The organism is Pseudomonas sp. s4 (assembly GCF_046764235.1).
Lineage (GTDB): Bacteria > Pseudomonadota > Gammaproteobacteria > Pseudomonadales > Pseudomonadaceae > Aquipseudomonas > Aquipseudomonas asiatica.
The window spans coordinates 2,678,338-2,703,898 of record NZ_CP177209.1; the positions used below are offsets into that span (position 1 = coordinate 2,678,338).

The 25,561-nt window shown below is 62.7% G+C and carries 27 protein-coding genes and 1 pseudogene; 10 read left to right on the forward strand and 18 right to left on the reverse strand.

The genetic code is table 11. From position 1 onward, the window contains the following. Positions 1 to 38: 38 nt before the first annotated feature. The 10 genes from ACK56M_RS12610 to pnuC all read right to left on the reverse strand — a co-directional run bounded on the left by ACK56M_RS12610 (position 39) and on the right by pnuC (position 10,012). A complete protein-coding gene (locus tag ACK56M_RS12610; protein ID WP_015270158.1) occupies positions 39 to 767 on the reverse strand; it encodes a DUF899 domain-containing protein in 729 nt (242 codons plus the stop codon). A 93-nt stretch (positions 768 to 860) separates the two neighbouring features. Next, positions 861 to 3,062 carry an LTA synthase family protein gene (locus ACK56M_RS12615; protein ID WP_411959495.1) on the reverse strand — a complete coding sequence of 734 codons (2,202 nt, stop codon included), beginning with the start codon at positions 3,060 to 3,062 and terminating at the stop codon, positions 861 to 863. Positions 3,063 to 3,197: 135 nt separating this feature from the next. Further along, entirely contained in the window at positions 3,198 to 4,478 is a 1,281-nt protein-coding gene (locus ACK56M_RS12620; protein WP_015270160.1) for a transporter, read from the reverse strand. A gap of 46 nt (positions 4,479 to 4,524) precedes the next feature. Continuing rightward, entirely contained in the window at positions 4,525 to 5,277 is a 753-nt protein-coding gene (locus ACK56M_RS12625; protein WP_054572457.1) for a hypothetical protein, read from the reverse strand. 46 nt (positions 5,278 to 5,323) lie between these two features. Next, the gene (locus tag ACK56M_RS12630) at positions 5,324 to 6,004 is read right to left on the reverse strand and encodes a C39 family peptidase (protein WP_015270162.1); all 681 of its coding nucleotides are present in this window, start codon (positions 6,002 to 6,004) and stop codon (positions 5,324 to 5,326) included. Positions 6,005 to 6,066: 62 nt separating this feature from the next. Continuing rightward, complete coding sequence (locus ACK56M_RS12635) at positions 6,067 to 7,518, reverse strand: hypothetical protein (RefSeq protein ID WP_039612960.1); 1,452 nt, start codon at positions 7,516 to 7,518, stop codon at positions 6,067 to 6,069. Positions 7,519 to 7,566: 48 nt separating this feature from the next. Beyond that, the gene (locus ACK56M_RS12640) at positions 7,567 to 8,145 is read right to left on the reverse strand and encodes an adhesin (protein ID WP_085719915.1); all 579 of its coding nucleotides are present in this window, start codon (positions 8,143 to 8,145) and stop codon (positions 7,567 to 7,569) included. 1 nt (position 8,146) lies between these two features. Continuing rightward, positions 8,147 to 8,581, reverse strand: coding sequence for a hypothetical protein (locus ACK56M_RS12645; RefSeq protein ID WP_015270165.1), 435 nt, complete (start codon positions 8,579 to 8,581; stop codon positions 8,147 to 8,149). A 298-nt stretch (positions 8,582 to 8,879) separates the two neighbouring features. Then, positions 8,880 to 9,449 carry an AAA family ATPase gene (locus ACK56M_RS12650; RefSeq protein ID WP_054572459.1) on the reverse strand — a complete coding sequence of 190 codons (570 nt, stop codon included), beginning with the start codon at positions 9,447 to 9,449 and terminating at the stop codon, positions 8,880 to 8,882. Further along, positions 9,446 to 10,012 carry a nicotinamide riboside transporter PnuC gene (gene pnuC / locus ACK56M_RS12655; protein WP_015270167.1) on the reverse strand — a complete coding sequence of 189 codons (567 nt, stop codon included), beginning with the start codon at positions 10,010 to 10,012 and terminating at the stop codon, positions 9,446 to 9,448. Before pnuC ends, ACK56M_RS12650 begins: the two co-directional genes overlap by 4 nt. Positions 10,013 to 10,367: 355 nt before the next feature. On the opposite strand from pnuC, the gene ACK56M_RS12660 reads away from it, so the two are divergent. Beyond that, a complete protein-coding gene (locus ACK56M_RS12660) occupies positions 10,368 to 11,339 on the forward strand; it encodes an IS110 family transposase (protein ID WP_411959049.1) in 972 nt (323 codons plus the stop codon). 83 nt (positions 11,340 to 11,422) lie between these two features. On the opposite strand, the gene ACK56M_RS12665 is transcribed toward ACK56M_RS12660, so the two are convergent. Together ACK56M_RS12665 and mcpP are read right to left on the reverse strand one after the other, a co-directional pair. Beyond that, positions 11,423 to 12,157 (reverse strand): methyl-accepting chemotaxis protein, encoded by a 735-nt coding sequence (locus ACK56M_RS12665; protein WP_404940922.1) that lies wholly within the window; start codon positions 12,155 to 12,157, stop codon positions 11,423 to 11,425. Positions 12,158 to 12,343: 186 nt separating this feature from the next. Beyond that, positions 12,344 to 13,057: pseudogene (gene mcpP, locus ACK56M_RS12670) on the reverse strand (methyl-accepting chemotaxis protein McpP); the annotation flags it as partial. 299 nt (positions 13,058 to 13,356) lie between these two features. Between mcpP and ACK56M_RS12675 the strand changes: the two are divergent. After that, positions 13,357 to 14,187, forward strand: a complete 831-nt coding sequence (locus ACK56M_RS12675) for an undecaprenyl-diphosphate phosphatase (RefSeq protein ID WP_015270169.1) — start codon at positions 13,357 to 13,359, stop codon at positions 14,185 to 14,187. Further along, positions 14,180 to 14,593 (forward strand): DUF1294 domain-containing protein, encoded by a 414-nt coding sequence (locus tag ACK56M_RS12680; protein ID WP_043935580.1) that lies wholly within the window; start codon positions 14,180 to 14,182, stop codon positions 14,591 to 14,593. Before ACK56M_RS12675 ends, ACK56M_RS12680 begins: the two co-directional genes overlap by 8 nt. Positions 14,594 to 14,713: 120 nt before the next feature. Here ACK56M_RS12680 and ACK56M_RS12685 read toward each other — a convergent pair whose 3' ends face one another. Together ACK56M_RS12685 and ACK56M_RS12690 are read right to left on the reverse strand one after the other, a co-directional pair. After that, entirely contained in the window at positions 14,714 to 15,073 is a 360-nt protein-coding gene (locus ACK56M_RS12685) for an MmcQ/YjbR family DNA-binding protein (RefSeq protein WP_043935581.1), read from the reverse strand. After that, positions 15,066 to 15,968, reverse strand: a complete 903-nt coding sequence (locus tag ACK56M_RS12690; protein WP_015270172.1) for a LysR substrate-binding domain-containing protein — start codon at positions 15,966 to 15,968, stop codon at positions 15,066 to 15,068. The genes ACK56M_RS12685 and ACK56M_RS12690 overlap by 8 nt, the downstream gene beginning before the upstream one ends. Positions 15,969 to 16,101: 133 nt before the next feature. Between ACK56M_RS12690 and ACK56M_RS12695 the strand changes: the two genes are divergently transcribed. Continuing rightward, positions 16,102 to 16,713, forward strand: coding sequence for an FMN-dependent NADH-azoreductase (locus ACK56M_RS12695; RefSeq protein ID WP_003258995.1), 612 nt, complete (start codon positions 16,102 to 16,104; stop codon positions 16,711 to 16,713). Positions 16,714 to 16,867: 154 nt separating this feature from the next. Here the strand turns inward: ACK56M_RS12695 and ACK56M_RS12700 are convergent, their stop codons facing one another. The 3 genes from ACK56M_RS12700 to ACK56M_RS12710 form a co-directional block, all read right to left on the reverse strand. Further along, positions 16,868 to 18,070, reverse strand: coding sequence for an NAD(P)/FAD-dependent oxidoreductase (locus ACK56M_RS12700; protein ID WP_015270173.1), 1,203 nt, complete (start codon positions 18,068 to 18,070; stop codon positions 16,868 to 16,870). Positions 18,071 to 18,139: 69 nt separating this feature from the next. Next, the gene (locus tag ACK56M_RS12705) at positions 18,140 to 18,739 is read right to left on the reverse strand and encodes a helix-turn-helix domain-containing protein (RefSeq protein WP_015270174.1); all 600 of its coding nucleotides are present in this window, start codon (positions 18,737 to 18,739) and stop codon (positions 18,140 to 18,142) included. A 39-nt stretch (positions 18,740 to 18,778) separates the two neighbouring features. Then, positions 18,779 to 20,731 carry an FAD-dependent oxidoreductase gene (locus tag ACK56M_RS12710; RefSeq protein ID WP_054573111.1) on the reverse strand — a complete coding sequence of 651 codons (1,953 nt, stop codon included), beginning with the start codon at positions 20,729 to 20,731 and terminating at the stop codon, positions 18,779 to 18,781. A 174-nt stretch (positions 20,732 to 20,905) separates the two neighbouring features. On the opposite strand from ACK56M_RS12710, the gene ACK56M_RS12715 reads away from it, so the two are divergent. The 6 genes from ACK56M_RS12715 (at position 20,906) to ACK56M_RS12740 (ending at position 24,967) form a co-directional block, all read left to right on the forward strand. Further along, the gene (locus ACK56M_RS12715) at positions 20,906 to 21,949 is read left to right on the forward strand and encodes an ABC transporter substrate-binding protein (RefSeq protein ID WP_054573112.1); all 1,044 of its coding nucleotides are present in this window, start codon (positions 20,906 to 20,908) and stop codon (positions 21,947 to 21,949) included. A 23-nt stretch (positions 21,950 to 21,972) separates the two neighbouring features. Continuing rightward, positions 21,973 to 22,728 (forward strand): class II aldolase/adducin family protein, encoded by a 756-nt coding sequence (locus tag ACK56M_RS12720; protein WP_054573126.1) that lies wholly within the window; start codon positions 21,973 to 21,975, stop codon positions 22,726 to 22,728. A gap of 140 nt (positions 22,729 to 22,868) precedes the next feature. Then, complete coding sequence (locus ACK56M_RS12725) at positions 22,869 to 23,753, forward strand: EamA family transporter (RefSeq protein ID WP_023663280.1); 885 nt, start codon at positions 22,869 to 22,871, stop codon at positions 23,751 to 23,753. A 114-nt stretch (positions 23,754 to 23,867) separates the two neighbouring features. Next, on the forward strand, positions 23,868 to 24,188 hold the full coding sequence (locus ACK56M_RS12730; RefSeq protein WP_015270179.1) for a YbjQ family protein: 321 nt from the start codon (positions 23,868 to 23,870) through the stop codon (positions 24,186 to 24,188). 138 nt (positions 24,189 to 24,326) lie between these two features. Next, a complete protein-coding gene (locus tag ACK56M_RS12735; RefSeq protein WP_003253897.1) occupies positions 24,327 to 24,515 on the forward strand; it encodes a hypothetical protein in 189 nt (62 codons plus the stop codon). Positions 24,516 to 24,655: 140 nt separating this feature from the next. Beyond that, complete coding sequence (locus ACK56M_RS12740) at positions 24,656 to 24,967, forward strand: hypothetical protein (RefSeq protein ID WP_023663278.1); 312 nt, start codon at positions 24,656 to 24,658, stop codon at positions 24,965 to 24,967. 46 nt (positions 24,968 to 25,013) lie between these two features. On the opposite strand, the gene ACK56M_RS12745 is transcribed toward ACK56M_RS12740, so the two are convergent. Further along, positions 25,014 to 25,346, reverse strand: coding sequence for a hypothetical protein (locus ACK56M_RS12745; protein WP_003253895.1), 333 nt, complete (start codon positions 25,344 to 25,346; stop codon positions 25,014 to 25,016). Positions 25,347 to 25,561 lie beyond the last annotated feature (215 nt).

Here is a 25,561-nt window from a genome sequence, read left to right on the forward strand (position 1 = left end):
GTGCCAAGCGAGTGATAAGCGATATGTATTGCCTCTCGTTATTTGTGGCAGCAGTTGGGCTTGTCCGGCTGCCCTTCATAACGGTCGTGGTGCCGCACCCAGTCCATGGTCCCGGCCTCGTTGCGCCCCAGTGGCGCGATGTCGAGGAAGTTGTAGGTGTTGACCAGGATGTCCAGCCCGCGGGCATAGGTCGAGTAGGTGTGGTACACGCTGCCGTCCGGCTCGCGGTAGAACGCACTCAGCCCGGGAAGCTCGCTTTCATCGCCCTCATATGGCTCATAGTTGTACTGCCGCTGGCCCTCGCTGCCGACGCTGACGCCAAAGTCCTCGTTGAAGCCGCTGCCATGTGACGAATACCAGGGAAACTGCCAGCCCATGCGCCGGCGGAATGCCTGGAACTCGGCATACGGCGCACGCGACACCGCCACCAGCGACACGTCGTGATGGGCCAGGTGCAGGTTGGCGCCGTCAAAGTGGTCGGCCAGGAATGAGCAGCCGTGGCAACCTTCGCTCCAGCCTTCGGCGAACATGAAGTGGTAAACCAGCAGTTGGCTGCGGCCTGCGAACAGGTCGGCCAGGCTCAGTTCGCCGTCCGGCCCCTGGAAGCGATACTCGTGCTCCACCTTGACCCAGGGCAGGGCGCGACGGGCTGCGGACAGCGCGTCGCGGTGGCGGGTGAAGGCCTTTTCGTGCAGCCACAGCTGCCGGCGGGCCGCCAGCCACTGGCTGCGGGAAACCACCGGGTGCCTGCTTTCGCTCGTGCTCATGGTGTTATCTCCACATTGGGTGATTCACACACTAGTCGAGCACGGGCGGGTTAAATCGACAGGTCGCGGCGGCCCAGCGATGAGTGGTACCGTTCAGCCCGAATGGGCGATATGCCCTTCGGTCAGCTCATCCGCTGCTTCATCTTCCCCTGGCAGCGCGGTTATCACACTGAAGTCGCTGATTTCCACCTGACCACCACCATAGCCCAGCAAATGGAAGGAAAACGCTTTGCGCGCGGTCGGGTTGTCGAAGCTGAACTCCATTTCCAGCGGCTCTTCGGCGGTCACTTTCACTTCGTAAGGCAAGCCCAGCGGTACGTCCTGCTCCAGCTGTTTGGCCTTGAGCTGGATATAGGCTGCGCGCTTGGGGTCCAGCGAACGTACCTTGACCCGTACGCGGGTATGCGAACCCTCGGGCATTTCCAGGTACTGGGCGCCGATCAGGTTGTCGGCCCAGTCATCTTTGATGCGCTTGCGCAGCTGGATCGGCGATGGGCCGCCGAACTGGTAACGCAGGTTGAGCGGTGTCTGCAGCAGGGACTGGTCGAGCACCCCGGCGAGGGCACCGATCTGCTGGCCCAGCAGGCTGTCGCCCAGGCCAAGGTAACGTGCCTGGTCGGCGATGAAGCCCTCGCTGGCGTAACGCCGGCAGCGCTGCTGGAAGTCGCATTCGGTGAACACACCCCGGCCGTCGTGATAGCGCAGCATGCCGTTGGTGTAGGAGATCATTTCACGACCGCTGTCGTAATCGCGGTACAGCGAGCGACCGCCGAGCGCCATGGGGATGGGCAGCGCAAAGTAGTCGAGCAGCGAGGTGGCCAGGTCGATATGGCCGTAGGTGCCCCGCTTGATCCGTGGCAACTGCGCCTGCTCCGGCGCCAGGGTGAGGTTGAAGCCCCAGGACGAGGCCAGGCGCACACCGTCGATGCCGTGGGACTCGTCGGAAGTCACCACCACCAGGGTGTCCTTGAGTACGCCCTGGCGTTCGAGGTTGTCGAGGAATGCACCGAGCGCATCGTCCAGGTAGGCGACTGCCGCCTGTTTCGGCGTGTCGTAGCGCTCCATGTACTCGAACGGCGCCGAGTAGGGCTGGTGGGTGCCCACGGTGAGCAGGGTCAACATCCATGGCTTGTCCTGCTTTTGCAGCTGGCCGACGTAGTTCAGCGCCCCCTCGAAGAAGGAGCGATCATCCTTGCCCCAGGGGAAGTCCAGGTAGTTCTTGTTGCGGAACCACTCCTGGCCGTGCACCGAGTCAAAGCCGATGTGCGGCATGATGCGGTCCTTGGCCATGAAGCGCAGGCCGGCACCCTGCAGGTAGTGGGTAGTGAAACCGGCCTGGCGCAACTGCGCTGGCAGGCAGGCCTGGTTGCGATCGTTCTGGGTCAGCAGCTCCATGCCCTTGGGCGTGCCGTTGGCCAGCTTGTCATAGTCACCGCAGAGCATCGCGTACAGGCCACGGATGGTCTGGTGGGTATGCAGCACGTAGTCCGGGGTGTTCATGCCGCGCTCGGCCCACTGGCTGAGCTTTGGCATCAGCTCTTCGTCGAAGCGGCTGTGCAGGGCCTGGCGGTTGGGCCGCAGGTAGGCCCCGGGGATGCCTTCCACGGTGATGATCAGCAGGTTGCGGGCGTTGCCTGGCCCGGCGAGCAGCCGCTGGCCATGCAGGTCGGACTGGGTCAGGCCGGTACTGGCCAGAGGGGTGAAGGTATGTGTGCGGCCCATCCAGCCTTCGACCTGGCGCTGCAGGTTGCCGGCCCCGGCCGACAGCAACTGGTGGGTGAGGTTGTATTGCCGCCATTGGTCGGCGTCGGAAGGTACCAGTTGCTGGCTGCCCCAATGGGCGCCAAACAGCAGCAGCGGAATGGCCCAGGCCTTGCGTGGCACCGGCTGGCTGCGTTGGCTACGGCTGCGCCAGGCGATGGCCAGCCAGCCCAGCAGGCCGGTGCCCATGATCAAGGGCAGCCAGGCATGGGCCAGGCCACCACCGGTCGAGTTTTCCATGAACTGCGGGTCGAGCAGGTATGTCAGGTCAGCGCTGGTGGGCAAACGGCCAACCGCGCTGACCAGTTCGGCCGAAGCCACCCAGAGGGCCGCCCAGGCCAGCAATACGGGGAGCGCCAACCACCACGGCCGACGGTGCAGCAGCAAGACCAGCAGGCTGCCGAGTGCGAGGTCGGACAGGTAACCGAGCGGGTTGGACCAACCCAGCATGGCGCGCGTACCCAGTGGGATCACCAGTACCAGGGTCGCCAGGGCGACAATCCGGGTACGTGGGTGGTCTGACAGGTTCTTCACGAAAACATCCCTTTTGCCATTAAATCGTCATGCAACTGTGCTTGATGATAACAGGCCGTGGCATGGAAGGCGGTCCGGGACAAGGCTGGTAACCAAAACCGGGCCCTTTAGCGCGGGCCCGGCCGATGGCAAGTATCAGAAGTAGTAGGGGAATTTCAGGCTGAAGGAAAAGTCCGGTGCGTCATCGGTCAGACCAATGGACAGGTTGGGCACGATGGTCAGGTTGTCGGTGGCGGCGAAGGTCATGCCGATGTTGAAGTTGGCTGCGTTGTAGTCGCTGTTGGAGATCGACTGCCAGTCACCACCATCCGGCTTTATCTTGCTCTTGCGGGCGAACTGGTCGGACACCGAGAACGACATGCTCATCTTCTCGTTCAGGGCAAAGGCGATACCGCCGCCGATCTGCCAGGAGTCGCCCAGCTTCACGTCGCCGGGTACCTTGCTGTTGACCTGTGGGCTGATGTCGCTGAACGAGTCTTCCATGTTGTAGGTATAGGACAGGCTGCCGAAGAGCACGGCCGGGTCGAACGTCTTGACCAGCGAGATGCCCGGCGTGATCGACCAGACGCCGTTGCCGGTCGGCAGGCTTTCCGGTACCGACAGGTTGTCGTTGCCCTCGACCTGGCGCAATTTGATGCCATAGGGGTCTTTGCCGGTCGGTGCCTTTATGCGCAAGGTAGCGACGGCGTCAGGCCAGGTCTCGTCTTCGTCGAGGAACTTGTAGGCGACGCCGACGTTGACGTCGCCAATTTCCGGGTCGCGGGTTACGGTTTCGTCCGAGGTGCTCGCCCCGGCTCCCCCCGCACCGCCGGAAGAGTAGGTGGATTCGCGGTACACCACCGGGACGTTGATGTCGAACTGCCAACGCTGGGCGAGGTTGTAGCGGGCAGTCATGTCCAGGGTCCAGTTATCTGCCTTCACCCGGTCAAGGTTGATACTGCCGAGGAAGATCGAGTCCAGTGCCAGGAAGCCGTTGAGCACCAGCGCCCGAGTATCGTAGTGGGTATAGGTGACACCGGTCTCGAAGCTGAACTTGCCGCCGCCGAAGAAGCCGCTGGCCTCGTCATACAGGTTGGACACGCTCTGTGCCGGTTCGGCGTCGGCGGTCAGCGCCTGACCATAGGAGCTGCCGGTGGTGCCCGGTGCACCCGATGCCACCGTCTGTGCGCCCTTGACCCCTTCGGCCGGGGACCTGACCAGGCGTTTGGGCGGTGGTGCTGCCGGGGTTTCCTCGACCTGGCGTACGCGCTGCTCCAGCACCATCAGCGCTTGCTGCTGGGCTTCGTAGCGACGTTTCAGCTCCATCAGTTCCTGCTTGAGAGCCTCAACCTGCGGGTCGGAGGCGGCGTAGAGCAATGTGGCCGGGGCCAAGGTGGTCAAACACACAAAAACTTTGAGCGATAAAGATCGGTGCATGGAATTGCCGTCCCTGCCGACTTCTTTTGATGAGACTGAGCGTAGATCAGTATCCGAATGTGCGAAGTCCTTTGAGCTGATCGAGGCTACCGTTCAGCGAAGCGGCTGTTGGCACGCTTTCACGCATCACCACATTGAGCGTGGTGACGTTGTTCACCCTGTTGCCATTGCCCAGCAGCGTCGAGTTCTGCATCAGGCCACCCTGCGCCAGACGCTGCACGCTGCTGCCCTGGTTGTTACTGGCATTGATATTGAACTGCACCCCTACGCCGCTGGCAGACACACTCAGCGCACCCGCGCCGTTTTCGCCCGTCAGCGTCTGGCCGTTGGCCAGTGCTTGGCCCTGCGGCTGCATGGCGGGCGCCTGGTTGGCCTTGGAGACATTGATGGCGACATCGTTGTAGGCGGTGTTGTTGTCGCCAGCGGCGCGTACCACCTGGGTAACACCCTCTGTGGTGTTGAGGCCGGCACCGCCCGTGACGGTACCGGTACCTGGTGCGGTGGATCCAGCTGACGTTGTGCCGGTGCCGCTTTCGTCGATCAACGACACATAGAATTGCGGTTTGATGGTCGACTGCTGAATCTGCATCGTGCTCGTGGCACCGATCACGTCCCCTTTGGCATTCTGCCAGGTGCTGGACATGACAATGCCGAAACTCACGATCCGCCCCGGCATCACGTAGCGGCCACGCAGGGTCGCCAACTCATGGTCCTTCAGCTCGATGGGCTTGAACGTTTCGGCATGGGTGGGAAGGCTGACGGCCAGGCATGCGATCGCGAGCCAGAATGGGTTCTTCATTGGGGTGCTCCCCGGAGCCTCGTGCTCCTTGTCGTTGCAAGAGTCGTTAGAAGAAGTCGCTTTTGATGAAACCGAAGTCCAGCAGCTCTGCATCCTGCACCGGGGTGAAGTTGTTCACCCGGCCCTTGGCGGTCAGCGGCAGGGGCGGGTCGAGCAGGATGTTGTGCTTGTCGTAGCCTTGGCCGATGACGGCGAAGATGATGCCGTTCCAGCCCTTGAGAAAATCATCGACCTTGTAACGCTTGTGGCCCAGTACCGGGTCACCGATATACACCCAACCCTTGTCGACCTTCTGCATGACCACGAAGTGCTTGTAGCCGCGCACGTCCATCAGCACCACGACCGGGATGCGCACGCTGTGCAGGGTCTCGGGTGCGACCCGGTAGCCGCGGGCACGCATCCCCAGGCTTTCCACGTAGCGTTTCATGTCGAGCATCGAGAAGCCTTGCGTGCGCACCAGGTCCTGGTCGGCGTGGGCCAGCATACCTTCGATGATCTGTTGCTCGTCCACATCCAGCCAGTAGGCCTGGCGCAGGATGGTGGCCAGCGCGGCGGCGCCGCAGCTGAAGTCGGTTTTCTGTTGCACCAGGTCAGCGAACTTGCGCTCGCGTACGCTCTGGATGGGCTTGAACACCACGGCGCCGCCCGGCAGGACGGACAGCGGCATTTGTGCAGCTTCGCTCATGCTGGCCAGGCACAGCAAAAACGCCAGGGCAATGATGCGCATGATCGGATGCCTTCCGGTTCTGTTGAAGAAAGGCCCCCCGAAGGGGGCCTCAAGCACAGCGATCAGAACGAGGTGTTGGAGATGGCCAGCGAGTTGCTCTGCTGGTTGCCCACACCGGCTGCCACGTTCACGCCCAGGTTGCCACTGCCGCCATTCACCGAACCACTAAGGGTTGCAGTGTTGGTAACAGGGTTTGCCCATCCGGTCGGGGTCAGCACTTGGAAGGACACGGTATTGCTCAAGTCGTAGGCACTGCTTTCGCTGTAGCTCTTCGACACGTCGTTCGACGATTGAGACGATTTCTCGCCAGACTTTTCAAACGCCGATTCCGATGCATTGGCATAGGACGACTCGTGAGCCTTCTCATACGAGGAGTCGCGAGACTTCTCGTAGCTCGATTGGCGAGCCTTGTCATACGACGAGTCGAATGCCTTCTCGAACGACTTGTCGTAAGAGCTTTCCCGCGAGTGGTCGACATCCACATTGAGCGATGCATTGAGCGAGGCATCGAAGCTGTCGGTGCGAGTGCGCTCGTGACGGCCGTAATCGGTGCTCGTGGTGCGGGTCGCATCGGCTGCCGCAGCCAGGGAGGCGCTCAGGCTGGCACTGCTGGACGAACTGGCGTTGCCGGACATCGAACCACTGGCATTCCAGCTGTTGGAGCCGCTGGCAGTGGAACTGTGCGAACCACTGGCGTTCATGCTGCTCGAACCGCTGGAGTTCCAGCCACTGGAGCCACTGGAGCTGGCACTTCGCGAGCCGGCCACGCTGAAGCTCGATGACGAGCTGCGGTCGTCGGTCGAATTGAACGTGCCCTCACGCGAGCTGGAACCGCTCTTGGTGGTGGTGATGGTCAGCGTATCCACCCGGTAGGTGCGGTCGGCGCCGTTGTTCACCGTCAGGCCTGGGCCGTTCTGGTCGGCAGAGGCGGTGGCAGTGGCATTGCCCAGCGGGGCACCGGTGTTGGCGATGGCCATGGTGTTCTTCTGCTGGTTCAGGTCGCCGCCAGCGATGTTGATGCCGACGTTACCCTCGGCACCATCGGCCGAGCCGGTCATGACTGCCGAGTTCTGGGTGGACCAGTTGTCGACACGGTTGTTGTTGCTGAACTGGCGAACGTCAGCGGTGGCTTCGGCGGTGCCGAACACGAAGCTGTTGTCCAGGCTGGACTCGGACGATGCATTGGCAATAGCCGCAGCATTGTCCTGCTGGTTGCCGTTACCGGCTGCCACGTTGACACCCACGTTGCCGCTTGCACCCGTGGCCGAGCTGCTCATTTCGGCTTCGTTGATGGTGCCTTGGTTGGTGATGGTATTACCCGTGCTGCGTTGGCTGTCCATGGCGTTGGCTGTGGCATACACAGGGATCCGGGTGGGAGGAGGGGTGTGATGCCCGTTATTGTGGTGACCATTGTGGTGCCCGCCACGCCGGTCGTTCTGATCAGCTTGTACAGCAACAGCCATGACCGCAGCAATTGCGAAAACCAGAGGCTTGATTGCCATCGAGGGTTTCATGGTGATTCTCCGTACTTTTAGGTTAAGTGTTGTTCTTAACTGGATGGGTCAATCCGCGACCCGGATGCTCAAGGTGTTGGCCATTCGGTTTCCCACCCCGGCACTCTGGTTCAACTGAATCACTCCACGGCTACCGGTGAAGGCCTGGTCACTGGTGGTGACCTGGCGATTGCCAGTTGAAGTGTCAATCGGACCGGAGTTGTTGAGCAGCGCCACGTTCTGTTGCATGAGGACGCTGTCGTCGATGCTTTGCGGCTGGGCACCGAGGCTGATGCTCAGTGCGTTCGCTTGCTGGGTGTTGGCGCCGGCGCTCTGGTTGACCCCCAGGGCGCCGCTACCGTTGCTGAAGGCGTCGCCCTGTATGGTCGCGCGCGCGTCCATCGCGGAAGTTGCGGGGGCGTTCAGCCGTTGGCGGATTTGCGTGGTGGCGCCAGCCTCGGGCCCTGCGGCGAAGGCGCGCGCGTTGGCCTGTTGCTGTTGGTCGCCGGCTGCCTGGTTGACCGACAGGTTGCCCTGGTAACGGCTGCCCGAGCTGTCGATGTCGGCATTGTTGATCACGGGGACCGGGGATTGCGCGAAGGCCGATGTACTGCACAGCGTGACCAGGATCAGCAGCGTGTGCTTCATCTCACTTGCCTCCGGTCAGGATCTGCAGCGGCGCCAGGCCGCGCTGCACACTCGAGTTGACCATGTTCGAGATGCCATTTCCCGAGCCTGTACCGCGGCCACCGGCCAGGTTGGGCAGTTGGGATTGGTTATTGAGGTTGCCGCCCAGGTTGTTGGTCTGCTGGGTAATCAGGGTGCTGATGCCCGCACCGCTGCTGATGTTGGCGAAGTCGCCATCACTCAGTTCGTTGGTTTGCTTGAGGATGTGAGCGGAAGGATTGGCATTGACGGTGGTGGGGTTGGGGTCGGGTCTTAACGGCGGGACCACAGCGTTGCGTGTCTGCACATCACGGGTTATCACGATGATGCCGTTGTCGGCCTGGGCCGTCAGGCTCAACGAACCCAGCACATAGCCCATCAGCAGCAGGTGATAAAGGCGTTTGTCAGTTTTCCTCACGACGGCAACTCCTTCAATGAGCGCTGGCCCTGTTCAGCGATGTGAACGAGGGAGCAGAAGGTGTGCCGCTTTCGAGAAGCGGTTTCAGATCAAAAGGTTAAGGTAGGCACCATGACAAGCTGCGGCATATTCTGTCTCAGGGCTGAAACAGGCAGCCGCGAGTGGTGCAGGCAGAGCCAGTGTTGGCCTTGATTGGAAGGGTTTTTGCAGGAGTGTTTCAGCGCCTTGACATTACTTTCGATGCCCCGCAAGACCTCATGTTTTCAGGGGCTTCGCCCCACAAGGGTGTGTCAGTGGGTTAACACTCGGTGGGGTAGGATGGCGTATTGCTATCAATGAGCTTAGCTACTGTTTGCAGTGCCAGCAACTGGCGTTGTGGCCAATTGCCCTCAATTATTTTGTACGCCTGCTCATGCCGTTGCAGCCAGTGCAGGCTGTCGTCGAAAAAGCGCTGGCGGTCGCGCAGTTCGGGCTGGCTGCGCTGGCCATCGGCAACCCAATCCACACCTTGCGGGCTCAGCAGCAGGTGCAGGTGGTAATGCCGCGCCAGCAACGCCTGTTCCAGCCAGGCCGGGCAGTCGCCGAACAGGGCGTGGCTCCAGAGCATGTTGCTGAGCAGGTGAGTGTCGAGAATCAGTAGCGACGGTGCCTGCTCACGGGCCTGGTCTTCCCAGGCCAGCTGACCACGAGCGATGGCAGGGATATCGGCATAGCAGGTGTCGCGGCGTTCCTGATCGATGAAGTGGCGCACGTATTCGGCCACCACCACGCCGCCGAAATGCGCCTGGATCACACCGCTGAGCCAGCTCTTGCCACTGGATTCCGGGCCGCACAGCACCAGTACTTTCATGGATTGTGCCGCGCTCATGGCTGCACCAACGCCGGGTCACGGCGCCATTCCAGCCAGCCGCGCACGGCAATCAGGGTGAGCACGGCGAAGAAACCGGCGGTGAAGTACAACTGCTGGTGCAGGTACTGGCCCACGTAGACGATATCTACCACTACCCACAGCGGCCAGCACTGCAGGCGCTTCTGCGCCATCCACAGTTGTGCCACCAGGCTGAAGCCGGTCAGGGTAGCGTCCAGCCAGGGCAGGACGGCGTCGGTCCAGGTGGCCATCGCCGCGCCCAAGGTGGCGCTCAACAGCACCCCGCCGGCCAAACCGACGAGCAATGCCGGGCGCTGCAGGCGGGTGACCTGGCGGGCGTCTTCAGCATGGCCCGGGCGCTTCCATTGCCACCAGCCGTAGACCTGCAGGATGGCATAGGCCAGTTGCAGCAACATGCCGGAGTACAGCTTCACCTCGTAGAACAGCCAGCCATAGATCAGCACCATGACCAGACCGATGGGCCAGCACCAGGCATTCTGCTTGACCGTGAGCCAGACAGCGGTGACGCCGAGGACGGCGGCGATGAGTTCAAGGCCGGACATCGGCGATCCTTGGAGACTGCGGGGGAAGGGCGCGATTGTAGCGGGTCGGCCGGGGAAGGTGTAGGGCGTTGGGGTCTTTGGGGCTGCTTTGCAGCCCATCGCGACACAAGGCCGCTCCTTGTATCTCGACTTTCGCCTCCCAAGAGGCGAAAGTTCTCGACTGATCATCGAGGGAAGGTCTTGAAGCGGAGCCGCTCCAAGGGCATCGAGCCCGCACTGTAGATAACGCTCTGGCCTTTCAACCCCACTCGACGAGTTCGAACGGTATCTAGTGCCCGCCCCCGGCGTGAGCACGCATTAACAAGGTTGAACTGAGTGTAGGGTGATCGACTTTCGTAGTTTGAAGGAGAAGATCATGTCCGCCTTTGTTGGCGTTGATGTCGCCAAAAAATCTTTCGACATTGCCACCCCACTTCCCAACGGCAAGACGCGCACCAAAGCCAAGCTGTCCAATGATCCTGGAGGGTTCAAGCAGTTCAGCGATTGGCTTGAGCGCCATGCCGAACCAGGCGCCTGGATCGTTATGGAGGCCACAGGCACCTATCACGAAGCGTTAGCCGAGCACTGTCACAACCAAGGTTATCGGGTGTGTATTCTGAACCCGGCGGTGATCGCGAAATTCGCTGACGTGGAGCTTCGGCGCGTCAAAACCGATAAAGCTGACGCCAAAGTCATTGCTGCTTATGGCCAGCAGAAGGCGGCCTCGCTTCGCCAGTGGGAGCCGGAGCCACCTGCACAGCGCCGTTTGCGTGCTCTGGTGCGGCGACTGGACGACCTCAAGGAAATGCGCCAGATGGAGCAGAATCGTTTGGATGTCGCACAGGATGCGGTGCAGCAGTCGATTCAAGACGTCATCGGGCACATCACCGAAGAACTGGAAAAGACCAGGAAGGCCATCGAACAGACGATCGATGATGATCCAGACCTGCGCAAGCGACGTGATCTGATTACTTCGATAGATGGTTTGGGTGACACCACTGCTACGTTGCTGCTCGCCGAACTGGGCGATCCACTGAAATACCAAAGCTCTTCTGCGATCGTCGCGTTCTCAGGCCTGAACCCGGTAGTGCAGCAATCGGGAGAGTTCATAGGTCAGAGCACTATCTCGCGTACAGGCGCCTCAAGGCTGCGGGCGGGCTTGTGGATGTCAGGCACTGTCTCGATCAGGTACAACCCTGTCGTGAAGGCACTGGCAGAGCGGTTGAACAGCCGACACAAAGCCTATAAACAGATCGTTTGCGCGGCGATGCGCAAGCTGCTGCACCTGGTTTATGGGGTGGTGAAGTCGGGGATACCGTTTGACCCCAAAATCCCTCTTGCAGGGTGAGGGTCAAGACGGTATCTACAGGGGGACGCGATCGTCTGTAGGAGCGGCCTTGTGTCGCGAAAGGGCGCAAAGCGCCCCCGGCATTATACGCGGAACTGCCGCAACAGCTGCTCCAGCTCTTCGCTCAGCTGCCCCAGCGCCATCCCGGCATCGCTGGATTGGCGCGCTGCATCGGCGGTCTGCTGAGACAACCCGGCAGTATCCAGCACGTTGCGGTTGATCTCTTCTACCACGTGCGACTGCTGCAAGGTGGCGCTGGCGATCGAGGCATTCAACGCCGTGAGGTTGTTCAGTGATTGGTTGATGGCATCCAGGCTGGCACCGGCCTCGCGGGCCTGCTCGACCGTCTGGCGCGAGGCCTCGCTGCTGGTGTCGATGGCTTTGACCGCAGCGTCCGACTGGCTTTGCAGGTGCTCGATCATGGTATGGATCTCGGCCGTCGACTGCGCCGTGCGCTGGGCCAGCAGGCGCACCTCGTCGGCGACCACGGCAAAGCCACGGCCCTGCTCGCCGGCCCGCGCCGCCTCGATGGCCGCATTCAGCGCCAGCAGGTTGGTCTGTTCGGCGATGGAGCGGATCACATCCAGTACACCACCGATGCGCGTGCTGTGCCCGGCCAGTTCACGGATCACCTGCACGGCCTGGTCGATGGTCAGCGACAGCCGGTCGATCTGCGCCAGGCTGCCGTGAATGGCCTCCTGGCCGTGTGCCACCTGCTGTTGCGCGGTGCGCATTTCACCGGCGGCCTGCTCGGCGGTCTTGGCGACGTCTTGCACGGCGTAAGTCACTTCGTTGACCGCGGTGGCCACCTGGTCCATCTGCAGCGATTGCTGGGCGCTGTGCTGCTGCGCGGCACCGGCGTTGTCGCCGACATGCCCGGCGGATCGGGCCAGGGCATGGGCCGCGCCTTGCAACTGGCCGACCACGCCTTGCAGCTTGCCATTGAAGCGGTTGAAGTGCTCGCCCAGGTGGGTGATTTCGTCCCGGCCGTGAGTGTCCAGGCGCCGGGTCAGGTCGCTTTCGCCGCTGGCGATGTTGCCCATGGCCTGCACTGCTTCCTGCAACGGGCGGGCGATGCTGCGCGCAATCAGCATGACCACCAGCGCCATCAGCAGGGCGATGGCCACGCCCACCAGCGAGGCGTCGCGCAACTGGCGGGTGAATTCGGCCTGCACGTCATCGACGTACACGCCTGAGCCGATGATCCAGCCCCAGGGCTTGAACAGCTGGATGTAGGACGTCTTGGCCACCGGCTCGCTGGCACCGGGCTTGGGCCAGCGGTAGTTGACCGGCCCGGCGTCCTGCTGCCGAGCCAGGGCGACCATCTCGTTGAACACGGCAAAGCCGTCGGGGTCGCGGATGGCCGACAGGTCCTGGCCGTCGAGCTTGGGGTTGGCCGGATGCATGATCATCTTCGGCCCCAGGTCGTTGATCCAGAAGTAGTCATCGTGGTCGTAGCGCAGCGCCCGCACCACTTGCAGCGCCTGTTGCTGGGCCGCTTCACGGCTGAGCGTGCCGGCTGCCTCCAGCTCTTGGTAATAGGCCAGCACACCGGCTGCGGTCTGCACCACGTGGCGGGTTTTCTCCGCTTTGGCCTGGTACAGGTCACCGTGGATCTGGCGCAGCATCAGCAGGCCCAATACCACCAGCATGGCCACCGCCACCAAAAGGATCAGCCACAGACGGCGGCTGATAGACATCGATCTCAGGGTTTTCATACCACAGCTCCCGCATTGTTCTTTTTATTCAGGCGCATCCAAGCATGCTTTGCGCGAGGCCCCCACACGACTAATGGCTAAGTGCTATCCATTCAATAGTCTGCAGCAGTTTGTACAAGGTGATTGCGAAGGCGCTCTGCTAGGATTTCGGCCGCGCAAGATGAAACCTTTAGGCGGCGTGAACTTTTCTACTGGCATTACGCCCAACAGTCGCTGTAAAACAGCCGGGCCGCGCGCGGCAATTTCAAGCAAATCAAGAACAAGGGGCCTGCAACGAGCAGTGCTCCATCGGGGGAACGATGGATTTTTGGACTGCCTTCCAGGCAATCATCTTAGGCGTGGTCGAAGGGCTGACGGAGTTTCTGCCGATCTCCAGTACCGGCCACCAGATCATCGTCGCCGACCTGATCGGGTTTGGTGGCGAACGGGCCATGGCTTTCAACATCATCATTCAGCTGGCGGCGATCCTGGCGGTGGTGTGGGAGTTTCGCGGCAAGATCTTCGACGTGGTCTTCGGCCTGACCAGCCAGCCCATGGCGCGGCGTTTCACCGGTAACCTTTTGCTGGCTTTCCTGCCGGCAGTGGTGCTGGGCGTGCTGTTCGCCGACCTGATCCACGAATATCTGTTCAACCCGATCACCGTGGCGGCTGCGCTGGTGGTGGGCGGGGTGATCATGCTCTGGGCCGAGCGCCGCGAGCACCGTGTGGAGGTAGACCACGTGGACGACATGCGCTGGAGCCACGCGCTGAAGATCGGCTTCATCCAGTGCCTGGCGATGATCCCGGGCACTTCGCGCTCCGGCTCGACCATCATCGGTGGCCTGCTGTTCGGCCTGTCGCGCAAGGCAGCGACCGAGTTCTCGTTCTTCCTGGCGATGCCGACCATGGTCGGTGCGGCAGTGTATTCGGGCTACAAGTACCGCGACCTGTTCCAGCCTGGTGACCTGCCGGTATTTGCCATTGGCTTCGTGACTTCGTTCATCTTTGCCATGATCGCCGTGCGTGGCCTGCTCAAGTTCATTGCCAACCACAGCTACGCGGCGTTCGCCTGGTATCGCATTGCCTTTGGCCTGCTGATTCTGGCGACCTGGCAGTTCGGCTGGGTTGACTGGGCGACGGCCCATGGCTGAGGCGTCACGGGGACAAAGGGTGGAGGGCGTACGTAATGTGCGCCTGAAGCTGCTGCTGTTGGGCCTGCTGTGCCTGCTGCCCGCCCTGGGCGCGGCGCGCATGGCCTGGGTCGACCAGGCCTGGTGGCCGCTGGCGTTGTACCCGGCAATGAGCCTGATCAGCCTGCTGCTGTATTGGCAGGATAAACAGCAGGCGCGTACCCAGGCCTGGCGTACGCCCGAGAAGGTGCTGCATGCCAGTGAGCTGCTGGGCGGCTGGCCGGGGGCACTGCTGGCGCAGCAGCTGTATCGACACAAGACTCGCAAGGTTTCGTACCAGCTGGTGTTCTGGGGGATTGTGCTGGTGCACCAGGTGTTCTGGGCGGACTGGCTGTTTCTTGGCGGGCGGTATCTGCCCTTCAGTTGATATGTGATTGTGCCGGGCTCTTCGCGGGCTTGCCCGCTCCCACAGGATTTTCACTGCCCTCAAGGCCTGTGGAGTACCTGTAGGAGCGGGCAAGCCCGCGAAGAGGCCGGCACAGGCTAGCTAGATTACCAACCCCACCTGCAACCGCTTCGGCAACCGCCGCACCACCAGCTGGTGCGAGCGCTGCAACAGATCACACAGCTCCTCACGCCCCATGGGGTAGGGCGATGCCATGCTGATCCACCGCGCCCGTGCCAGATACGGCGCAGGCCGCACCCCCGGGCGATCGCAATAGCCGAGAAACAGTTCGTCGGCCACTTTGAACGACAACCCCGCACCCGCCAGGTCGAGCACCGCGAACATCTTGTTGCCTGCTACGGAGAACACCCGGATGCCGCCCCATTTGTAGTCTTCCCGCGCACCCGGCAGGCTCAGGCAGAACGCTGCCACCTGGGCTTCGCTCATGTTCCGCTCAGACATACTTTTCTCCACAGGCCTCGAACGACGCCGCCAGGTGGTCGATCCATACCCGTACCGCAGGCAGCAAGCCGCGCCGGTGCGGGTACACCGCCTGCAGGTAGCCACCCGGCAGCGACCAGTCCGGCAGCAGGCGCACCAGTTCGCCACGCTCCAGTTCTTCTTCACAGAACATGCTGGGCAGCGCGGTAAACCCGAGGCCTGCCCGTACAGCAGCATTACGTACTACGAAATCATCGATGGCAAGGCGCGGTTCCAGGGCGATTTCCTGCTGTTTGCCGTGGGGGCCGAACAGCCGGAAGTGTACCAGCCGGTCCGCCTCGGCAGCGCCCAGCACCGGCAATGATGCCAGTTGGCCCGGTTCGCGGATGTGGTCGGCGAAACCGGGCGCTGCAACCAGTTGCATCTGCGCCTGGCGCAGGCGGCGGGTGACCAGGGCCGGGTCTTCATCGCCCAGGTCGCGTACGCGCAGGGCCACGTCGATACCTTCGGAAATGAGGTCTACCCGGCGGTTGAGCAGCACCATGTCCAGTTGCACCAGCGGGTACTGCGCAAGAAAGCGGCTGATCACATCCGGCAGAAAGGCGTGGGCCAATGCCACCGGGCACGACACCCGCAAGCGCCCGCGCGGTTCGCTGCTCATGCTGGCCACGGCTTCGTCGGCGGCTTCGGCTTCCAGCAGCATGGCCTGGCAGTGGTGCAGGTAGCGCTCGCCCACCGCGGTGAGCTTCAGTTGCCGTGTAGTGCGTTGCAGCAGGCGCGTGCCCAGGCGTTCTTCCAGCTCGGCGATACGCCGCGAAAGGCGCGATTTGGGGATGCCCAGCTGGCGGCCCGCTGCGGCGAAACCGCCGGCTTCGACCACGCGGGCGAAGTAGAAAAGGTCGTTGAGGTCTTGCATGGGAATGTCTCACTGTTCCACCAGTAGGACAAACTAACGCATTTTTGCTGCCTTATCAGCCATTGTTGATGTCGGTAGGATTCTCCCCATCGTGATCGCCCAATGTCGCGGTCTTCATTCACAGGAGAATCCCATGAAACTGTTGCACATCGATTCCAGCATCCTGGGCGACAATTCCGCCTCCCGCCAACTGAGCCGTGAAGTGGTCGAAGCCTGGAAAGCCGCCGACCCGAGCGTGGAAGTGGTGTACCGCGACCTGGCCGCTGACGCCATCGCCCACTTCTCCGCGGCAACCCTGGTAGCGGCTGGCACCCCGGAAGACATGCGTGACGCAGCCCAGGCCTTCGAAGCCAAGCTGAGCGCGGAAACCCTGGAAGAGTTCCTGGCTGCCGATGCCGTGGTGATTGGTGCGCCGATGTACAACTTCACCGTGCCGACCCAGCTCAAGGCCTGGATCGACCGCGTTGCCGTCGCCGGCAAGACTTTCCGTTACACCGAAGCCGGCCCGGAAGGCCTGTGCGGCAACAAGAAGGTAGTGCTGGTGTCCACCGCCGGTGGCCTGCACGCTGGCCAGCCGACTGGCGCCGGGCATGAGGACTTCCTCAAGGTATTCCTGGGTTTCATCGGCATCACCGACCTGGAAATCGTCCGCGCCCATGGCCTGGCCTATGGCCCTGAGCACCGCAGCCAGGCGATCGATGCTGCCCAGGCGCAGATTGCCAACGAGCTGTTTGCTGCTGCCTGATCGAAGGTACGCGATCGAATGTAGGAGCGGCCTTGTGTCGCGATGGGCCGCGAAGCGGCCCCAGGGTTTCAGCGTTGACGCCGAGAATTCTGGGGCCGCTTTGCGGCCCATCGCGACACAAGGCCGCTCCTACAGTGATCGCGTCGGCCTGGTGTCAGGCCACTGGAATAGCCGGGTCAGCCGCTGCCAGCGCCGCAGCACGTTCGGCCGCCGGTGGATAGATCCACACGGTATTGATCTGCGCCTTCAAAACCTTGGCTTCGGCCTTGTCCTCCGGTGGCGACACCGTGCGTTGCCACCCTTCGGTATACACCGCCCCCCAGGCCCCAAGGTCCAGGCAGGTCACGTACTTGGGCTGGCTGTAGGTCTTCGGTGCCACGCCAATCAGCTCGGCCGCCGCATTGTTGCCCGCATGACGCCCCAGCGGAATCGCATGCTGGCAGGACATCACCGCATGATTGCCAGCCTCGTCGCAGGCGGCGTAGGCCACATCACCCGCCGCGTACACGGCATCATTGCCTTTCACCTTGAGATTGCCATCGACATGCAAGCGGCCCTGGCGGTCGCGCTCGCCACTGATCTGTTCGGTGAGCGGGTTGGCCTTGAAGCCCACGGTCCAGATCACCGTGCTGGCGTCGATGCGCTGGCCGTTGTCCAGCACCACGCCGGCAGGGTCGACCGAGGCTACCGTGGCGCCACAGATCCACTCCACGCCCAGGGCCTCGGAGGCCTGCTCGATGGCGGGGCGGATGCCGTCACCCAGGGCCGCGCCAATCCTCGCCCCACGGTCGACCACCACCACGCGCAACGCTGCGTCCTCGCCGAGGATTTCGCGCAGGCGGGCCGGCAGTTCGGTGCCGGTCTCGATGCCGGTAAAACCTCCACCGGCCACCACCACGGTATTGCGCGCCGGTGTGTCGGGCAGGTTGGCCAGTGACTTCAGGTGGGTTTCCAGGCGCGCGGCGCTGTCGAGCTTGTCGACATCGAACACATGCTCGATGCCGACCATGTCGGGCCGGTTGAGCACGCTGCCGCAGGCCATGATCAGGCGGTCGTAGGGCAGGGTGCATTGGGTTCCGCTGCGGGTGCGATAGCCCACACGGCGGGCCGCTTCATCTATATGAAAGGCCGTGCCCTGCACGAAGCGGACGTTGGCGGCATCGAACAGCTCCTGCAACGGCGCGGCCATGGTATGTACGTCGGGTTCGTAGAAGCGCGGGCGCACATGCAGCTCGGCCTGGGGTGCAAGCAAGGTGACCTCGACATCCTTGCGGCCATGGAGGTCAAGCTGGCGGGCGGCGCTGAGCGCGCTCCACAGGCCGGCAAAGCCCGCGCCTATGATCAGGATCTGCTTCATGGTTGTGCTCCTCTAAAGTTCGGTTAACAAGGTAGACCCTGTTGCTGGATATTGGGGAGCGAGCATGCTTCAGAATGTTGGCGGCGTGATCACCCAGATCACCACGGCATCGACTTCACCGGGGTTGCCGTAGCGGTGCGGTTCCTGGCTCGAGAAGCTGAAACTGTCTCCTTCACCCAGCTGGAAATGCCGCTCGCCCACCCACAGCTCGAAGCTGCCGCTAAGGATGTAGCCGGCCTCTTCACCGTCGTGGCTGTAGCTCTGTTGGCTGTAGCTGCCCGGAGGGAAGCGCGAATGCAGGATTTCCAGCTGACGGTTGGGCTGGGGCGTGAGCAGTTGATCGACGATACCGTCTTCGTAATGCACGCTCAGGCGGCTGTTGCGTCGTACCACATAGCCCTGGTCTTCGGGCGCAGTGATGGCTTCGCTGGCGAAGAACCACTGGATGGTCACCCCCAGGCTGCGGGCGATGTTGAACAGCGCCGGAATCGATGGATAGGAGAGGTTGCGCTCCAGCTGGCTGATGTAGCCGGCGGTCAGCTCACTGTGCGCGGCCAGCTCCGCCAGGGTCATGCCACGGCGCTTGCGCAGGCCGCGAATGCGGCTGCCGAGAAACTGCGGCGCGGCGCCCCCGGCTTCGCTGGCGGGGGGCTGGGGGAGTTGGCTCATGCACGTCGGTCCATCGTAAAAGCCGCAGTATGTACAGCCTCAGAGCGCCCAGGCAACCGTCAGGCCATCGTGAATCGCTTCTTCGGCGGTACGCGGCGCCAGGCAGTCGCCAATGCGGCGCACCTCGACCAGGCCAGCCAGCTCCGTTGCCAGGCGGTCTTCCGGTTGATGGCCCTGGCACAGTACCAGGGTGTCGATGCCTTCGAAGATCATCGGTTCGCCGCTGGCGGTGTGCTGCAGGTACACCGTGTTGTCGTCGCAGCCATACAGGCGGGCATACGGTGTGATGGGAATACCCAGGCGATGCAGCTCGCCGGCCAGTTGGTCGCGCACGTACAGCGGCAGGCTTTCGCCGCAATGGGTGCCATTGACCGCCAGCTGCACCTGGTGGCCGTCGCGTACCAGGCGTTCGGCGATGCCGGGGCCGATCCAGTCGCAGCGCCAGTCGATCACCAGTACCGAGCGGCCCGGTTTTGCTTCACTGCGCAGTATTTGCCAGGCATCCACCACCTGTAGATCACCGGTGCGCTCGAAGGCCGGCCAGTAGGGGGTGGCACCGGTGGCGGCGATCACCAGGTCGGGGCGTTCCCGTTCGACCAGTGCGCGGTCGACCCGGGTGTTGCGCACCACTTCCACGCCCGCCAGGGCCATTTCCCGTTGCAAGTTGGTGCTGGCGCCACCGAACTCGCTGCGCCGTGGCAGCAACTGGGCCAGCAGCACCTGGCCACCGAGCTGCGGGCCAGCCTCGTACAGCGTGACCTGATGCCCGCGCGCAGCGGCCACGGCGGCGGCTTTCATGCCGGCGGGCCCGCCACCGGCCACGAGGATGCGCTTGGGGCGGGTGGTGGGTGGCAGTTGCTCGTACTGCAACTCGCGGCCAGTCTCTGGTCGCTGGATGCAGGAAATGGGCAGGCCGCGGTGGAAATGGCCGATGCAGGCCTGGTTGCAGGCGATACAGGCACGTACGTCCTCGACCTGGCCATGCTCGGTCTTGTTGGGCATCTGCGGGTCGCATATAAGCGCGCGGGTCATGCCGCAGACGTCGGCCTGGCCACGGGCCAGGATCAGTTCGGCTTCCTGGGGCTGGTTGATACGCCCGGTGACGAACAGCGGGATGCTCAGGTGTTGTTTGAAGGTGCCGGCCTCACGGGCCAGGTAGGCCGGTTGAATAGCCATCGGCGGCACGATATGCACGGCGCCGCCGAGGGACGCCGACGTCCCGGCAACGATGTGCAGGTAGTCGAGCTGGCCTTGCAAGGCAACCGCTGCGGCCAGCGATTCATCCTCGCTCAGCCCTTGGCTGTCGCGCTCGTCGGCACTGATGCGCAGGCCGATGATGAACTGTTCGTCGGTAGCCGCGCGTACGGCGGCCAGCACTTCGCGCAGGAACCGCAGGCGCTGCTCCAGCTCACCGTTGTAGCCATCCGAGCGCTGGTTTACCCGCGGGTTGAGGAACTGCGCAGGCAGGTAGCCATGGCTGGCCACCACTTCAACGCCATCCAGCCCGGCCTGGTGCAGGCGGCGGGCAGCGCTGGCATAGCCCTGGACGATCTCGTCGATCATCGCTTGGTCCAGTGCGCGCGGCATCACCCGGAAGCGTTCATTGGGTACCGCGGACGCCGAGTAGGCCACCGCCAGCAAACCGTCCGCCGACTCCATGATCTCCCGCCCGGGGTGGAACAGTTGTGACAGCACCACGGTGCCATGCTCATGGCAGGCCTCGGCAAGCTGGCGGTAGCCGTCGATGCAGGCATCGTCGGTGGCCATCAGCACATGCGAGGTGTAGCGAGCGCTGTCATGCACCCCGGCCACCTGCAGCACGATCAGGCCCACGCCACCGGCGGCGCGGGCGCGCTGGTAGGCGATGAGCTTGTCGTTGACCAGGTTGTCGGTAGGCAGGCAGGTGTCGTGGCCGGTGGACATGATGCGGTTCTTCAAGCGTTTGCCGCGGATCTGCAAGGCTTCGAACAGATGAGGGAAGGCGGTCTGCATACAGGCGGCTCCGGTGCTGTTGTTCTTGTTTTTTTATAAAAGTGTAGCACCAGTAAAAAATCAACTTGTTTTTTTACTAGTCGGCGACTAGGTTTTTCTCACCCTCGTGGCGAGGGCGTGACCTCACAACAACAAGAAAACGGGCCCCTCGGGCACCGGCAGGAGGCAACTACGATGCAGGTATTCCCACGTGTAAGCAGCCTTTGCGCAGCGTTGCTGGCCATGGGCCTGGGCAGTGCGCAAGCGGCACCGCAGATGGTCGTGGTCGGCTATGGTGGTGCCGGCCAGAAAGCTCAGGACGAGGCGATCTTCAAACCGTTCAGTGCCCAGGATGGCAGCAAGCTGATCCAGAGTGAGTACAACGGCGAGATGGCACGGATCCAGGTAATGGCCGAGACCGGCAATGTCGACTGGGACGTGGTGCAGATAGAAGGGCCTGACCTGATGCGCGGCTGCGACGAGGGCGTCTACGAGCAGTTGGACTGGCAGCGCATGGGCCATGCGGATGAACTGATTGCCGACGCCGCACAGGCCTGCGGCTCGGCCGCGCTGGTATGGAGCGTGGCCATTGCCTATGACCGCAACAAGCTGGCACAGGCGCCTGCGTCGTGGGCCGACTTCTGGGACGTGAGCAAGTACCCGGGCAAGCGCGGCCTGCGCAAGCGTGCGGTGTACAACCTGGAGTTCGCCCTGATGGCAGATGGGGTGAAGGTCGAGGATGTGTACCAGGTCCTGGCCACCCCGGCAGGGGTCGAGCGTGCCTTTGCCAAGCTCAGCGAGCTCAAGCCGTATATCCAGTGGTGGGACGCCGGCGCCCAACCTGCCCAGTGGCTGGCGGCGGGAGACGTGGTGATGACCTCGACCTATAGCGGGCGCATCGCCGTGGCGGCCCAGCAGGGCAGCCCGCTGGCGGTGGTCTGGCCTGGCAGCCTGTATGGCATGGATTACTGGGCGATCATCAAAGGCTCGCGGCATGTCGACCAGGCCAAGCGGCTGATTGCCTACGCCAACCAGCCGGACACCCAGGTGCGTTATGTGCAGCAGATTCCCTATGGGCCGACCAACACCCAGGCGGCGGCGAAGCTAGACCCGTCCCTGGCCAGCTGGGTGCCTACTTCGCCGCAGAACCTGCAGGGGGCGTTGGCGATGAATGTGGAATTCTGGGTCGACCATGGCGAAGAGCTGGAACAGCGCTTCAATGCGTGGGCCAGCAAATAGCGTACTGCAAAGGTATAACGATGATGACCACAACGGAACAAAGCCTGCGCCAGGAGCTGGCCGCCTGCTATCGGCTGATCGCCCATTTCCGCATGAGCGACCTGATCTTCACCCATATTTCCCTGCGCCTGCCGGGGCCGGAGCACCACTTCCTGATCAATCCGTACGGCTTGCTGTTCGATGAGATCACGGCCTCCAGCCTGGTGAAGATCGACCTGCAGGGCCGGCCGGTTGAAGCGACGCCGCACCCGGTCAACCCGGCCGGTTTCGTCATCCACAGCGCCATCCATGCTGCCCGCGAGGATGCCCGCTGTGTGTTGCACACCCACACCCGGGCAGGTTGTGCGGTGGCGGCGCTGGAATGTGGGCTGCTACCGCTCAACCAGATGTCCATGGAGTTTTATGGCAAGGTGGCATACCACGCCTATGAAGGGATTGCGCTGGACATGGATGAGCAGCGAAGGCTGGTAGCCGACCTAGGCGACAAGCCGGTGATGATCCTGCGCAACCATGGCCTGCTGACCACTGGGCGCAGCGTGGCCGAAGCATTCCTGCGCATGTACTACCTGGAGAAGGCGTGCGAGATCCAGTTGGCGGCACAGAGTGCCGGGCAGGTGATTTTGCCGCCGGCCGAAGTGTGCGCGCATACCGAGCGGCAGTTCAATGAGCCTGGACGAGGGTTGAAACAGGGCGAACTGGCGGATCCGGATGCGTTGCAGCTGGCATGGGCGGCACTGTTGCGGATGCTGGAAAAGGTCGCACCTGGATACCGGAGCTGACGCTCCGCCACCTCGGCAACCCTTGCACGATAACAGTCACTGTTGCGCACCTCTGGGCCGCAACTGTGCTGGTCCCTGTCAAAGGAATAGCCTTATGCTGTAACGAAATATGTCTAGAAAGCTTGAAGAAGGATGTCGCAATGCCACTCAAGGATCTGCTCATCGCCCTGGTGGTGATTGTCGCCTGGGGAGTCAACTTCGTGGTCATCAAGGTTGGCCTCGATGGGTTGCCGCCGATGTTGCTGGGGGCATTGCGCTTCTTGCTGGTGGCATTCCCGGCGATCTTGCTGGTCAAGCGGCCGAAGTTGCCCTGGCGCTGGCTGATCGCCTACGGCGCGACCATTTCGCTGGGCCAGTTCGCTTTCCTGTTCCAGGCCATGTACAGCGGCATGCCGCCAGGGCTGGCCTCGCTGATCCTGCAATCGCAGGCGTTCTTCACCCTCGGCTTCGCCGCGTTGTTCCTCGGCGAGCGGCTGCGCCTGGCCAGCGTGCTGGGGCTGCTGGTGGCCGCCAGCGGCCTGGCGCTTATCGGCAGCGAAGACGGCGGCCATGTACCGATGTTGGCGCTGGTGCTGACCCTGTGTGCCGGCGCCATGTGGGGCATGGGCAACATCATCACCCGGCGCTTTGGCTCGGTTGACCTGGTGGCGCTGGTTATCTGGGGCGGGCTGATCCCGCCACTGCCGTTCCTTGCGTTGTCCTGGTGGCTGGAGGGGCCGGAGCGCATCGGCCACGCCATTGCCAATATCAGCTGGAGTTCGGTATTGGCCCTGGCTTACCTGGCGTTTGTCGCCACCATGCTCGGCTACAGCCTGTGGAGCAAGCTGCTGTCGCGCCACCCGGCCGGCAAGGTGGCGCCGTTCTCGCTGCTGGTGCCTGTGATTGGCCTGAGTTCGTCGGCGTTGTTGCTGGGCGAGCGTCTGACTGCGACCCAGGGCTGGGGCGCATTGCTGGTGATGGCAGGGTTGCTGGTGAACGTGTTTGGCGCAAGGCTTGGGCGCCGGTTAAGGGCTGTCAGCGCGTAGCTGACTCTGTGGGAGCGGACTTGCGTTGCGAAAGGGCCGCTCCCACAAATGCGCGTTGCAAACAGGGCGCTCTGTTAGAATCGGCCTCTTTTGCCAGGCCAATGGAGCGCACCCATGATCATTTCAACCACCAGCCAGCTCGAAGGCCGCCCGATTGCTGAATACCTGGGTGTGGTCAGCTCCGAATCGGTGCAGGGCATCAATTTCGTGCGCGATTTCTTTGCACGTTTTCGCGACTTCTTCGGCGGGCGTTCGCAAACCCTGGAAAGCGCACTGCGCCAAGCCCGGGAGCAGGCCACCGAAGAACTGAAGGCGCGGGCACGCCAGTTGCAGGCCGATGCGGTAGTGGGTGTGGATTTCGAGATCAGCATGCCGTCGGTACAGGGCGGCATGGTCGTGGTATTTGCTACCGGTACAGCGGTGCGCCTGAAGTAGAGCGTCTGCCGCTGGTCGGGTCCAAGGCTTCGGTCTGGGCGGTCCGCAAATGACCAGCTAGTCTCACTTTCACAGGTCGCGTTTGGTAGAGCAACTGTTCTGGTTGCCGACGCGTCCGCCACTGGAGGGAGACAGGGCATGAGCGAATCCTTTTTCGAAGACCTGAACGACGCGTTCCCGATCAACAGCCAGGTGCGTTGCGGCCAAGCGGCATTTCGCCTGGGCTTCGCCCACATGACGCTGGATGATTCCGAACAGCTCCAGCCTGCACATCTGCAGCGCAGCAAAAAAGGCCGCTTCATGCCGCGGGTTCCGCTCAAGAAGTGATCCCGCTCCAGCACAACCCCGCCGAATGGCGGGGTTTTTATTGCCATTTCTTGATCCGCCTCATGGCATTGCCGGGTAGCACTCGCAGGATGGCCAAGGCTGTGGTTTTCTTGCGCGGCATTCCAGCAACGGAGGATTGAATGCTCATGCGAGTCAGGGAAGAGACCTATTGGCAATGGGCCGACGCACAGCTGCACAGCCGCTGCCACGACGAAGCACTCAGTGACGGCACCACGCTGGACGTGCAGGTGCGCCTGTCGCGCCTGGGGGCGACCCAACTGTTTTTGGGGTTGTACGCCGGTGATGGGCGAGCGTTGCTGGAGGAGTATTACCCCGCACGCCCAGGCGAGACCATGACTCGCGCTCTGGTGTGGGGTGTAGACCGCGCCCGGGCGATGGCAACCGGCGCCTTGCCGCTGCCGGAGCCCCGCAGCCAGCGGCGCCAGGCATGAAAAAGCCCGGCCTGTGCGGGCCGGGCTCAGATAAAGGTGGGAACCCTCAGTTTAGCGGTTCGATCACCTTGACTGCCTGCTGCTCACGGGCAGCGGGCCATTCTTGTTGCAGGGTCTGCAGGACGCGGCCGACGAACTCGGTATCGGCGGCGGCCTTCTTGCCGACGTAGCCTTGGCCACGGCGGTAGACCTTGAAGCGGGCACGCATGCTGGGCAGGTGCTCTTCGAATTCATCTTCGACGGTGTTCGGTGGCAGGCGGTCGAGGCGCACTTCACCGGTCTGGCTTACCCACAGCAGATGGTCGTCAAGGCTGTCCTTGCGTACGGCGAACAGCTGGGCCAATTGGTCGATAGTCGGATTGTTGTTCAAGTTCATCATAAAGCCCCCATTACCCATTCGTAGGTGATTTTTCACAGTTGGCGCTACCACGGTGTAGCGCACTACCAAGGCTGCTACAGCAGCATCGCAACAGGGGCTTTCTCACGCTGCCTTTTGGACAGTTTCCCTCTCCACGGACGGCCTGCGTTACCGCGCAGGCCGTCTGGAACACCCTTGCCACCGCTCCCGATCAGGGAGACGGCTTCATCATGCCC